Annotated in this window: 10 protein-coding genes; all 10 read right to left on the reverse strand. The window is 67.8% G+C overall.

What is annotated here, in order from left to right:
- Positions 1–97: 97 nt before the first annotated feature.
- Positions 98–883, reverse strand: coding sequence for a DUF2189 domain-containing protein (locus tag DQ229_RS05260; protein ID WP_114965217.1), 786 nt, complete (start codon positions 881–883; stop codon positions 98–100).
- 242 nt (positions 884–1,125) lie between these two features.
- Positions 1,126–1,443, reverse strand: coding sequence for a hypothetical protein (locus DQ229_RS05265; RefSeq protein WP_114965218.1), 318 nt, complete (start codon positions 1,441–1,443; stop codon positions 1,126–1,128).
- Positions 1,444–1,569: 126 nt separating this feature from the next.
- Positions 1,570–3,249 carry a DNA repair protein RecN gene (gene recN, locus DQ229_RS05270; protein ID WP_114965219.1) on the reverse strand — a complete coding sequence of 560 codons (1,680 nt, stop codon included), beginning with the start codon at positions 3,247–3,249 and terminating at the stop codon, positions 1,570–1,572.
- 75 nt (positions 3,250–3,324) lie between these two features.
- Positions 3,325–4,167 (reverse strand): outer membrane protein assembly factor BamD, encoded by an 843-nt coding sequence (locus tag DQ229_RS05275; protein ID WP_114965220.1) that lies wholly within the window; start codon positions 4,165–4,167, stop codon positions 3,325–3,327.
- 387 nt (positions 4,168–4,554) lie between these two features.
- The gene (gene lpxC, locus DQ229_RS05280; protein WP_114965221.1) at positions 4,555–5,475 is read right to left on the reverse strand and encodes a UDP-3-O-acyl-N-acetylglucosamine deacetylase; all 921 of its coding nucleotides are present in this window, start codon (positions 5,473–5,475) and stop codon (positions 4,555–4,557) included.
- Between the two features lie 256 nt (positions 5,476–5,731).
- Positions 5,732–7,423 carry a cell division protein FtsZ gene (gene ftsZ / locus DQ229_RS05285; RefSeq protein WP_114965222.1) on the reverse strand — a complete coding sequence of 564 codons (1,692 nt, stop codon included), beginning with the start codon at positions 7,421–7,423 and terminating at the stop codon, positions 5,732–5,734.
- A gap of 168 nt (positions 7,424–7,591) precedes the next feature.
- Positions 7,592–8,926, reverse strand: a complete 1,335-nt coding sequence (gene ftsA, locus DQ229_RS05290) for a cell division protein FtsA (RefSeq protein WP_114965223.1) — start codon at positions 8,924–8,926, stop codon at positions 7,592–7,594.
- Entirely contained in the window at positions 8,923–9,840 is a 918-nt protein-coding gene (locus DQ229_RS05295; protein ID WP_114965224.1) for a cell division protein FtsQ/DivIB, read from the reverse strand. Before DQ229_RS05295 ends, ftsA begins: the two co-directional genes overlap by 4 nt.
- A complete protein-coding gene (locus tag DQ229_RS05300; protein ID WP_114965225.1) occupies positions 9,828–10,748 on the reverse strand; it encodes a D-alanine--D-alanine ligase in 921 nt (306 codons plus the stop codon). Before DQ229_RS05300 ends, DQ229_RS05295 begins: the two co-directional genes overlap by 13 nt.
- A 42-nt stretch (positions 10,749–10,790) precedes the next feature.
- On the reverse strand, positions 10,791–11,741 hold the full coding sequence (gene murB / locus DQ229_RS05305; protein WP_114965226.1) for a UDP-N-acetylmuramate dehydrogenase: 951 nt from the start codon (positions 11,739–11,741) through the stop codon (positions 10,791–10,793).
- Between the last annotated feature and the right edge of the window lie 162 nt (positions 11,742–11,903).

The following is an 11,903-nucleotide window of genomic DNA, read 5'->3' on the forward strand; positions in this document are numbered from 1 at the left end:
CGGCTGATCCTGTGTGTCTGCTTCCCATATGACCGCGACAGCCCCGGCCCGCAAGCCCCGCCGGCCGCTTCCGGTCGCGCCCGGTCGCGCGCTGTGCTCAGCCGGCCTCCCCGTCGGGCAGAACCCGGCGATAAAGGTGCCATGTCGCATGACCAAGCAGCGGCAACACGATGAAAAGCCCCAGAAAAACCGGAAGCATGGCGAGAAACAGCAACACCGCGATGGTCGCCGCCCAATAGCCCATCGCCACCGGGCTCAACCGCACCGCGTCAAAGGAGGTGATCATCGCGGTCACGAAATCCAGCTCCTTGTCCAGCAGCAGGGGCAGGCTGATCACCGTGAGCGAAAACAGCAGCGCCGCCATCGCACCGCCGATCACCGTGCCCACCGCCAGCATCGCCATCCCGCTGGGCGAAAACAGCATCTCGTAGAGCGATCCGCGAAAGGCCTGCATCCCGAAGAACAACGCGAAAATCGTATGCGCCACGAAGACCCAGAACATGAAGAAGACCAGAATCACCACCGCCATCGAGGGCACCTGCCGGTCGCGCTGACGCCAGACCACGCCGAACACAGCGTTGAAATCGAGCGGGGCTTCCTGCTCCAGCCGCCGGCTGACCTCGTAAAGGCCCACCGCCGCAAAAGGCGCGAGAATCGGAAACCCCGCGCTCAGCGGAATCAGCCACCAGGTCTGCCCGGTCGCGACCAGCACCAGGTAAAGCACGACGCCCCCCAGCACATAGACGGCGCTGAAAAAGATGCCGAAGGCCGGCGCGCGGCGGAAATCGCGCCACCCCAGCATGAGGCAGGCGCGAATATCACCGATGCCGACCCGGCGAATCTCGGGGATCGGGGATGGCGGGGCATGGCTCTGGTCGGTCATGGCAACCTCTGCTGCTGTCATGCTCTTTTGCAAAACCTATGCGATCGCCCCGCGCGCAGGCAAGAAAATTGCACGCACCGCACTTCGCGGCGCGCCGCCCGACCCGGCCAGGCATCGGCGCGGATCTGATGCGCCACATGAAACTCGCGCGCCAAGCGTTTGATAAAACCTAACTTCCTGAACTTCTTCTTGGCTAAAGTATCCCCGCCGGAGGCATGAAACTCTCTGGCCGCGCGCCTGTTTCAAAGCGCCATGATGCGGGCCTCGTCCGTGGCGGTCGCATAGCTGCAGCGCAGCTCGAACGCGTCCGCGCCGCTGCGCACCAGAAGTATGACATCGCGGCCGGTGATGATTCCGCCCGCCCCCGGCACTTCGCGGCTGCTGACGACACGGCGCACGTCAAAGCCCGCCTCCTGCGCGGCGGCAAAGCAGGCGCGTTCGGCGGCGCTGCGATTGACGATACTGCCCCCTGTGTCCCCCGTCGCGCCGGGGCGCACCCAGTCGAGCGCCCCGCAAGAGGCCAGCAGAAAGCTCATTGCCAGCAGGGAAATCTTGTTCATCCGATCACTCCGTTCCTGTCGCTTGTGCCGGCTCGCCCTGGCGCGCTGCCCGGCCTCTTGCCCTCGTGTTCCAGTATGGCGCAGCAGCGGGTCAGGTAAACCCTTCTGCCGCAAAAACCGCGCCGCCTAGCCGGTGCTGCGCGCCGGGGCGCGGGCCGAACCGCTCAACAACGCCTGCGCCGCCTCGCGCGCGGCTTCCGTCACCCGCTCGCCGGCCAGCATCCGGGCGATCTCGTCCACCCGCGCCGCGCGGTCAAGCGGCGTGACCCGCGAAAGCGTCTCTTCCCCTCTCACCTGTTTTTCGACCCGCCAGTGATGATCGCCCAATGCGGCAACCTGCGGCGAATGCGTGACCACCAGCACCTGCGCCTCATCGGCCAGCGCCGCCAGTCGCCGCCCCACCGCATCGGCGGTGGCCCCGCCCACACCGCGGTCGATTTCGTCAAAGATCATGGTCAGCCCCACGGCCTGCTGGGTCAGGCAGACCTTGAGCGCCAGCAGAAAGCGCGAAAGCTCCCCGCCCGAGGCGATGCGGTTGAGCGGCCTGGCCGGTGCGCCCGGGTTGGTCGCCACCTGGAAGGCCACCGCGTCCTGCCCCGAGGGGCCAGGCTCGCCATCGGCAATCTCGGTGGTGAAGACCGCGCGCTCCATCTTCAAGGGCGCCAGTTCCGCGGCCATCGCCGCATCGAGCCGCGCCGCCGCCGCGCGCCGGGCCGCCCCCAGCGCCTGCGCCGCCCTGTCATAGGCGGCCTCGGCCCGCGCCAGATCGGCCTCGAGCACGGCGATCCGGTCCGCGCCGCCATCGATCGCCGCAAGCCGCGCGCGCAGATCCTCAGCCAGGTCGCCCAGGTCGTCAGGCAGCACCCCGTGCTTGCGCGCCAGCCCGCGCAGGGCAAAAAGCCGCTCTTCGGTGGCTTCCAGATCGGAAGGGTCGAATTCAAGCGCCTCGATGCAGGATTCGACCCCCTGCTGCGCCGTGCCCAGCTCATCAAGCGCGCGGCCCAGGGCCGCAACCGGCTCGTCAAGCCGGCCCGCGACCCCTTCGGCCGCGCCCTCGAGCCAGCGCATGGCATCGACCAGCAGCCGCTCGGCCCCTTCGGCACTCAGCGCGGCATGGGCGCGCGCGATATCGGCGCGGGTGCGCTCGGCCCCCTGCATCAGGCGGCGGCGGGAGTCCAGCTCGGCCTCCTCGCCGGGGCGCGGATCGAGCGCGTCAAGCTCGGCCACGGCATGGCGCAGGAATTCCTCCTCGGCGCGGGCCTGTTCAAGCGTCGCGCGGGCCTCGTCGAGCGCGGCGCGGGCGCGGCTTTGCTGCCGCCAGGCGGCGCGGCAGGCGGCAAGCTCGGCCTCGACCCCGGCGAAAGCATCGAGCATCTGCCTGTGCCCACGCGGGTTGAGCAGCCCGCGATCATCCTGCTGGCCGTGCAACTCGACCAGTGTGTCGGAAAGCCGCCGAAGCACATCGCCCGATACGCGGCGGTCATTGACCCAGGCGGTCTTGCGCCCCTCGGGCGTGTTGACCCGGCGCAGGATCAGCTCGTCGCTGTCGGGAAGCCCGGCCTCCTGCAGCACCTCGCGGGCCGGATGGCCGGGCGAGAGCGCGAACTCGGCCACCACCTCGCCCTGCCCGGCGCCTGCGCGCACCAGATCGGCGCGCCCGCGCCAGCCCAGCACGAAGCCCAGCGAATCCAGCAGGATCGACTTGCCCGCGCCGGTTTCCCCGGTCAGCACGTTCAACCCCGGCCGGAAGTCCAGCTCCAGCCGGTCGATGATAAGCATGTCGCGGATATCCAGCCCGCGCAGCATGGCGCACTCACCCCCTCGGCAGGCGCGGCCCTCGGGCCACGGCGTGATCGGCGCAGCAGAACCGCATTCCGGCGCTCAGAGCCAGCGCCCCTGCACAACCTGACGGTAGATATCACGCAGCCAGCCTTCGCCCGCCGCATCCGGCGCCAGCCCCTGTCCGGTCAGCAGGCGGTAGCTGTCGTCATAGAACGGGTTGCCCTGGAAGTTGTAGCCCAGAATCGCTGCCGCCGTCTGCGCCTCGTCATGCAGGCCGAGCGCCAGGTAGGATTCGACCAGACGGTGCAGCGCCTCGGGCGTGTGCGTCGAGGTCTGGAAATCTTCCACCACAACACGGAACCGGTTGATCGCCGAGGTGTAATGCCCCTGCTTGAGGTAATAACGGCCGATCTCCATCTCCTTGGCGGCGAGATGGTCGAAGGCCAGGTCGAATTTCAGCACCGCCGAGCGCGCGTATTCGGTATCGGGATAGCGCTCGATCACATCGCGCAGGCCTTGCAACGCCAGGAAGGTCAGGCGCTGGTCGCGGCCCACCCGGTCGATCTGGTCGTAATAGGACAGTGCCAGCAGATACTGCGCATAGGCCGCATCCTCGTCGCCCGGATAGATGTCGATAAACCGCTGCGCGGTGGCGCGGGCCTCTTCGTAATCGCGGTCGCGGTGATGGGCATAGGCCTGCATGATCAGCGCCCGCTTGGCCCATTCGGAATAGGGGTAAAGCCGCTCGACCTCAGAGAAATAGCGGATCGCGTTGCGGCCCCTGCTGCTGGCTTCCAGTTCGTATTCGCCGCGCTTGTAGATTTCTTCGGCCGAGAAGCCTTCGAGATCCGGCTCGGAACTGCCGGTGCCGCATCCTGCAAGCAACACGGCTGCCAGCATGACCCCACCAACGCCGCGTATCGCCAAGCTGCGCACTGCCATGTCCCTCTACCCCATCGCCTTGCGGATATGCCCGGGGTTTCCCCCGTGCCTTTTCCTGTCTCCTAGCACAGTAAACCGGGGTGCGCAAAAGGCCAATAAGCACAAATCAAGGATGGCGGAATTCGGTTGCGGCTGCGCTGTTGCCGCTGCACAAAGAGCACGGGGCGGGGGCGGTGTGTCAGATCGGATACACCGAGTTCCCGGCAAAGGGCGTGCTGGCCGCCAAAGCGTGTCGCGTTTGATCTTTTTCACTCCGCCCGGGCCGCTTGCTGCCCGGGCATGAGCATCCGCGTCGCTGCGCGACGGGGAAAGACTGAACCCGATTGGCCGCAACACGCCATAGCGGGCGGGCACATACCAGTCAGAAAACCCGTTTTCAGAAGCAAATCAGGCGATGGCCAGAAGATCCTGCGCGCAGATCCCCGCGCCCGGCTGGCGGCGCAGCGCGGCCTCGTCCAGCGTCACCACTTCCCAGGCATCGGGGCGCGCGAACAGCGCGCGCAGCAGCGCCCCGGTCAGCGCATGGCCCGCCCGGTGCCCGGAATACCGCGCCAGAAGCGGCGCGCCCGCCAGGGCCAGGTCGCCCAGGGCATCAAGCATCTTGTGGCGCACCGGTTCGTCGCGGTGGCGCAACCCGCCGGGGCTGAGCACCCGCGCGCCATCGATCACGACCGCGTTCTCGAAGTTTCCACCCAGGGCCAGGCCCTGCGCACGCATTGCCTCGACATCGCCAAGGCGGCAGAAGGTGCGGCTGTCGCTCAACTCGCGAACGAAGGCGCCGTTGCTCAGCTCGAGGCATTTCTGCTGGCGGCCGATGGCGGCATCCTCGAAATCGATGGCGAAGGCAATCTCAAGCGTCTCGGCCGGGTCGAGCCGCGCCCAGGCGGCGCCGGCCTGCACCTCGACCGGGGCGCGCAGGCGGATGGCGCGCAGCGGCGCCGCAAGCCGCCGCACCCCGGCAACCATGAACTTGGTCACGAAAGGCGCAGCACTGCCGTCGAGAATCGGCACTTCCGGCCCGTCCAGCTCGACCAGTGCGTTGTGGATGCCGCAGCCCGCAAGGGCCGCCATCACATGCTCGATGGTCGAGACGCCGACACCGCGCGCATTCTCGATGCGGGTGCAGAGCGCGGCGGGTTGGGAATTTTTCCAGAGCGCGGCAATCTCGGCGCCCTGCCCGGCCGCATCGGTGCGCCGGAAGCGAATGCCGTGATCAGCCGGAGCCGGACGCACGGACATGCGCACCCGCTTGCCGGAATGCAATCCGACACCTGAAAAGGAAACCGCGGATCCGATTGTCGTCTGCACCTTGCCTCACACTGCCGCAACACGGCCAAAATCGTAAATCTTGACAAATAGCTAATCCCTGCGTGCCCCTGCCACAATTCAAACTTTACGACTCGTTGAAACATTCGGCGCGGGACATCGGCAAGGTTCCGCCGATCCGGCCCGGCAGCGCGCAATTGCCTGATGAAAAAGAAAAAGCCGGGGCAAAACCCCGGCCTTTAACCCCTGGGAGGAGAAGGGGATGCACCCGCCGCGATCACGGCGGGCGCGGGGTAGCTCAGTTGGCCTGGCGGCGCAGGAAGGCGGGGATTTCAATGCGCTCCTGCTCGGCGCTCATCTCCTCGTCTTCTTCCTCGTGGCCGCTCAGGCGCGGCTGCTGGCGTGCGTATCCCGGCTGCTGGGCGCGGGCGCCTGCCGCGGCCTCTCCACCGCCCTGCCCGGTCATGCGGCTGATCAGCGAATTGATGCCAAAGCGCGACTTGTCACCTGCAGCGCCCCCGGCAGCCGGTGCCTGTGCCGGCGCGGCGGCTGGGCGTTGCTGCCCACCTTCCTCGCCGGGCACCTTGCTGACCGCAGCGCGCAGCCGGGCCAGCGCCTCGGGCGAAGGGGCGCCGGGGGCACGCGGGCGCGGCGCAACAAACGATGCAGCGTCATCTTCGTGCGACGCGGCTGCGGGGCGGGGTGCGGCCTGCTGCGGATTGTACGCCGGCGGCGGCAGATCATCGGCGGCCTGCCGGGGCCGGGCCGGCGGCGCGCCGGTCTCGTAACCGCCTGTCGTGTATCCGGCTTGCTGATGGGCGCCCTGGTCATATTCGCCGACCGGGTCGAACAGCGTGGGCTCGGCCACATCCTGCGCCACTTCTTCGTGCTGCGGTTCTTCGGGTGCGGCGAACTCTTCGTTCGCATGTTCTTGACTGGCGACGCCATCGCCTGCACCCAGGGTCATGGGTTGCAGCGGCTCGGCCAGACGCCGGCGCGGCACCGGGGTCTCGACCGCCACTTGCGAGGCGTCGATGCCCGTGGCCACCACCGAGACACGCATCCGCCCCTCCATGGTCGGGTCGAGTGTGGAGCCAACGATGATATTGGCATCCTGGTCCACCTTTTCGCGGATCAGGTTCGCAGCCTCGTCCAACTCGAACAGGGTCAGGTCATGGCCGCCGGTGATGTTGATGAGCACGCCGCGCGCGCCGTTCAGGCTGATCTCGTCGAGCAGCGGGTTGGCGATGGCCTTTTCAGCCGCCTGGATGGCGCGCTCTTCGCCCTCGGCCTCGCCGGTGCCCATCATCGCCTTGCCCATCTCGTCCATCACCGCGCGCACATCGGCGAAATCGAGATTGATCAGGCCGGGCCGCACCATCAGGTCGGTCACGCCCTTGACGCCCTGATACAGCACGTCGTCAGCCAGGGCGAAGGCCTCGGTGAAGGTGGTCTTTTCGTTGGCCAGGCGAAACAGGTTCTGATTGGGGATGATGATCAGCGTGTCCACCACCTGCTGCAGCGCCTCGACACCTTCCTCGGCCTGGCGCATCCGCTTGGCGCCTTCGAACTGGAAGGGCTTTGTCACCACACCCACGGTCAGCACACCCAGTTCGCGCGCGGCCTGGGCGATGATCGGGGCCGCACCGGTGCCCGTGCCGCCCCCCATGCCCGCGGTGATGAAGCACATATGCGCGCCCGCCAGGTGATCGATGATTTCCTCGATCGCCTCTTCGGCCGCGGCGGCGCCGACGCTGGCGCGCGCCCCGGCGCCCAGCCCCTCTGTCACCTTGACGCCCATCTGGATGCGCGCCTGCGCCCGGTTTTGCTGAAGCGCCTGCGCATCGGTGTTGGCAACGACGAACTCGACCCCTTCAAGGCTCTGTTCGATCATGTTGTTCACGGCGTTTCCGCCGGCGCCGCCGACACCGAAAACGGTAATCCGCGGCGTAAGTTCCTCGCGCTCGGTCATGATAAGATTGAGTGCCATTGCTTTCCCGCCTGTAAATTGCCGGACGTTGCCGGTTGTCCGCATTTTCCCTGCATCTTACAGGGGCTTACCCCTCAGGTCATCAAAAAAACACCATTTTCCCACAAAATATGGGAGGATTTTTTCATCATTAAGCGGCATTTTGCCGACTCCCACTCGATATGGTGTTTACCAGTTGTCCCGGAACCAGCGCACCGCCCGGCGCAGCGAACGCACCGGGTAGCGGTCGGCCGGGGCCTCGAAATCCCAGAACTCGTCCTGCGGATGCGCGGCGAAAAGGCTCAGCCCCACGGCGCTGGAAAAGGCCGGCCCGGTGGCCGCCTGTGGCAAGCCCTGCACCCGCAACGGCCGGCCCAGCCGCACCTGCTGGCCCAACACCCGCGCCGCCAGCCCGTCAAGGCCGGGTATCTGGCTGCCGCCACCGGTCAGCACCACCTGCTGGCTGGGCAGATGATCGAACCCGGCCGCATCGAGCCGCGCGCGCACCTCTTCCAGGATCTCCTCGACCCGGGGGCGCATGATTCCGATCAGTTCGGTGCGGCTGACGGAGCGCCGGTCACGCTCCCAATCGCCCGAGTCGCCGCCGATTTCGATCATCTCGCGGTCGTCCAGCCCCGTGGCGACCACACCGCCGTAAAAGGTCTTGATCCGTTCGGCCACCGCCATCGGAACCTGAAGCCCCTTGGAGATATCGGCAGTCACATGGTCGCCGCCCATGCGCACGCTGTCGGCATAGATCATGTGCTTTCTGATGAAGATCGACACACCGGTCGCACCGCCGCCCAGGTCGATGCAGGCGGCGCCAAGTTCCTGTTCATCCTCGACCAGGCTGGAAACGCCCGACACATAGGCCGAGGAGGCGATCCCCGCCAGCTCCAGGTCGCAACGGCGGATGCAGTGAATCAGGTTGCCGATCACCGCCTCATCCACCGAAAGCAGGTGCATGTCGCAGGACAGCCGGTTGCCGATCTGGCCGCGCGGGTCGGAAAGCCCGGTCATGTGATCGAGCGTGAAATTCACCGGCTGGGCATGCAGCACCTCGCGGCCGGTGCCGATATCGGGCACATCGCAGGCGGCCAGCACCCGCGCGATGTCGGGTTCGCCCACCGCAACATTCTCGATCCCGATATCGCCCGCCATCCCATAAGACCGCGGCCCGCCCCCCGAAAAGCAGGCGATCACATGATCGACCCGCATCTGGGCCATCTTCTGCGCGGCCTGAAGCGCGGTGCGCACCGCGCGCTCGGTCTCCTGCATGGCGGAAATCTCGCCAAAGCGCACCCCGCGCGAGCGGGTCGTGGCCGCGCCGATCACACGAAAGCTCGACTGCCCCGCCATCGGGCCGACACCATCCATCTCGCGGTTGCGTTCCGGCCCGTCGAACCTGAGAATCAGACAGGCCACCTTGGAGGTGCCGACATCCAGCACCGCGATCACGCCGCGCTGCATCGCCGCGCGCCGCATCTGCCGCATGGCCTGCTGCTTGCGAAAAAGATCGGTCATCGGTTGCGTGCTCCCTGTTCCAGCGCCCTGATGCGCCGCAATTCGCTCAATGCCTGCTGGCTCAGCCGCACGGTGGGGCGGGCCGGATTGCGCATGTCCACCGCCTCCACGTCGCGTTCCAGCAGTTCCTGTGTCTGGGTCTGGACGATCACCCGCTCAAGCGCGGCGATTGGCTCGCGCTCGGGCAGCATCACCCGCTGGTCGCGGTCCAGCACCAGATCCCAGCGCCGTTCGCCCATCCGCGTCAGCCCGATCACGCGCGCGCCCAGCGGCGCGGCGGCCGCGATCAGCGCCAGCGCCTCGGGCACCGCGGCATCCGCGCCATCGCCGCCGATCAGCGGCAGATCGGCCCGCGCCGCGCGGCTGCGCAACCGGGCGATGCGGAACCCTTCGGCATCCAGCAGTTCAAGCCCTTCGCGGCTGCGCCAGACGATGGCCGGCTCGCGCTCGGCAATACGCACATCCAGAAGCCCGCCGGCACGCAGTTGCAGATCGGCGCGCGCCACCGCATCCAGCGCCTCGAACTCGGCGCGCAGCCCGGCCAGGTCCAGGTGAAAGGAACTGACGGGAAACGCCTGCGGCCCCAGCGCGTGCATCGCCGCCTCGACGGTGGGCGAGGCGCCGCGCACCTCCATCCGTGTGACCTGAAACTCGGGCCGCGCCTCGACCGCGTCGCGCAGATCCTGCCAGACGCCGACCACCTGCGCGCGCCGCTCGGCGTCGGAGAATACCGCCCCCAGCGCGAATACCAGCGCGAAGGCAGGCAGCCCCACCCGCAAAAGCGCCCGAAAGAGCGGCGTCAACCACAGCCGGTGCAGGCGATAGGCAATCCGACTAGGCGCCGGATCGCGCCGGGCGGGCGCGGCGCCCGTCTGGCCCGCATGGCCGCGATGCTGCCCCGTCAACGGTTGCATGAGGCATCCTCCACCAGCCAGCGGCACAGATCGGGAAAGGCGATGCCCTCATGCGCCGCCTGCTCGGGGCTCAGCGAGGTGGGCGTCATGCCGGGCTGTGTGTTGACCTCAAGCAGCACCAGCCCGTCGACCCCGCGCGCCGCGTCCCAGCGGAAATCGGCGCGCGTCAGCCCCCGGCAGCCCAACGCGTCATGGGCGCGCTGCGCATAGTCCATGCAGGCACCGAAAACCGCCGCGGGCAGATCGGCCGGCACCACATGGCGCGACCCGCCGGGGGTGTATTTCGCGGCGTAGTCATACCAGCCCTCGGTGACGATATCGGTGACGGTCAGCGCGCGATCGCCCATCACGCTCACGGTCAGCTCGCGGCCCGGCGCGAAGGCCTCGACCATCACCTGCTCGGGCATCTCGGGGCCCAGCTTGGGCGGGGCGTTGGCGGCCTCGTGCACGATATAGATGCCGACCGAGGAGCCCTCGTTATTGGGTTTGACCACATAGGGCGGGGGCAAGGCATGGGCCGCCTCGACTTCGCGGGCGGGGACGATGCGGCTTTCCACCACCGGAAGGCCGGCGGCGCGGAACACCTCCTTGGCGCGGGCCTTGTCCATCGCCAGCGCCGAGGCCAGAACCCCCGAATGCGTATAGGGAATGCGCAGCCATTCCAGCAGCCCCTGGACGCAGCCATCCTCGCCCCAGCGGCCATGCAATGCGTTGAAAACAGCGTCAGGCGCGACATCGGAAAGGCGCGCGCACAGGTCCGTGCCCGCGTCGATCTCGATCACGTCGAAACCCGCCTCCCGCAACGCCCCGGCGCATTCACGCCCGGAGGAAAGCGAAACCTCGCGCTCGACCGAGACTCCGCCTTTCAGTACCGCGATGCGGGGGCCTGTCCTGCCCGACTTGCCCACGTCTGCCGCCTCATGCGGGCCTTTTTGGTGTGGCCCTGCCTGTTACTGGTTATCCGGGGCCGGTTCGCCGACCCTCATGATTTCCCACTCTAGCCGGATTTGGCTGTGTTGGAAAACTCTTTTTATCACCTCTTCGCCCAGGCCTTCCAGATCGGCGGCACGCGCGCCCCCGGTGTTGAGCAGGAAGTTGCAATGCATCTCCGACATCTGCGCCCCCCCGCGCCGCGCGCCGCGCATCCCGGCGGCGTCGATCAGCGACCAGGCCTTGAGGTCATGGCTGTCATCGGCACGCCCGGTCGAGCTGCGCCCGGCCGGGTTGCGGAATGTCGAGCCGGCGCTGCGCGCCTTGACCGGCTGGGTGGCGTCACGCCTGGCAAGTTGTTCGGCCATACGCGCCTCAAGTTCCTCGGCCGCGCCGCGCGGGCCTTCGAACACCGCCCCCACGATCACCGCCCCTTCGGGCAGGTCGCTTTGCCGGTAACGCAGGTTGAGCGCCTGCGCGGGCAGTTCCTGTACCGCGCCCGCGCGGGTGACGACCCGGACAGATACCAGCCGGTCGGCGACATAGGTGCCATAGCAGCCCGCGTTCATCCGCACCGCGCCGCCAATGGCGCCAGGAATGGTGCGCAGGAAGGTCAAATCAACGCCGGCCTGCGCCGCCCGCCGCGCCACATGCGCATCCAGCGCCGCCGCCCCGGCGGTGACGCGCGCGCCCTCGACCGCGATGCCGTTGAAGCCGCGCCCCAGCCGGATCACCACGCCCCGGATGCCGCCATCGCGCACGATCAGGTTCGATCCCACGCCCATGGGAAACACCGCCACGCGCGGGTCAAGCTGCGCCAGAAACGCAGCCAGGTCGTCCTCGTCGGCGGGCTGGAACAGCCAGTCGGCCGGGCCGCCCACGCGCAGCCAGGTCAGCCCGTCAAGCGGGCGGTCGGGGGTAAGCGTGCCGCGCACGGCTATTCGCGATGGATCAATCTGCCGCTGTGCCATGCCCCCGGTTACTCCGGCCACGGGCAATGCTCAAGCCCGCTGACGGAAGCCTGCTGCTGCCCCCTGCGCACGCCAGCCAAAGGCCTGGCACGGGCTGCAAGCCCGGGCCGCGCCCGACCCTGTCTCTGGGATTTATGTCATGATGCTGTCGGCAGCGATCCC

The sequence above is a fragment of the Alkalilacustris brevis genome, assembly GCF_003350345.1.
GTDB lineage: Bacteria > Pseudomonadota > Alphaproteobacteria > Rhodobacterales > Rhodobacteraceae > Alkalilacustris > Alkalilacustris brevis.

Coding starts and splice junctions, on each gene's coding strand:
- DQ229_RS05260 (WP_114965217.1), bottom strand. CDS start 883: ATGACCGACCAGAGCCATGCCCCGCCATCCCCGATCCCCGAGATTCGC.
- DQ229_RS05265 (WP_114965218.1), bottom strand. CDS start 1,443: ATGAACAAGATTTCCCTGCTGGCAATGAGCTTTCTGCTGGCCTCTTGC.
- recN (WP_114965219.1), bottom strand. CDS start 3,249: ATGCTGCGCGGGCTGGATATCCGCGACATGCTTATCATCGACCGGCTG.
- DQ229_RS05275 (WP_114965220.1), bottom strand. CDS start 4,167: ATGGCAGTGCGCAGCTTGGCGATACGCGGCGTTGGTGGGGTCATGCTG.
- ftsZ (WP_114965222.1), bottom strand. CDS start 7,423: ATGGCACTCAATCTTATCATGACCGAGCGCGAGGAACTTACGCCGCGG.
- ftsA (WP_114965223.1), bottom strand. CDS start 8,926: ATGACCGATCTTTTTCGCAAGCAGCAGGCCATGCGGCAGATGCGGCGC.
- DQ229_RS05295 (WP_114965224.1), bottom strand. CDS start 9,840: ATGCAACCGTTGACGGGGCAGCATCGCGGCCATGCGGGCCAGACGGGC.
- murB (WP_114965226.1), bottom strand. CDS start 11,741: ATGGCACAGCGGCAGATTGATCCATCGCGAATAGCCGTGCGCGGCACG.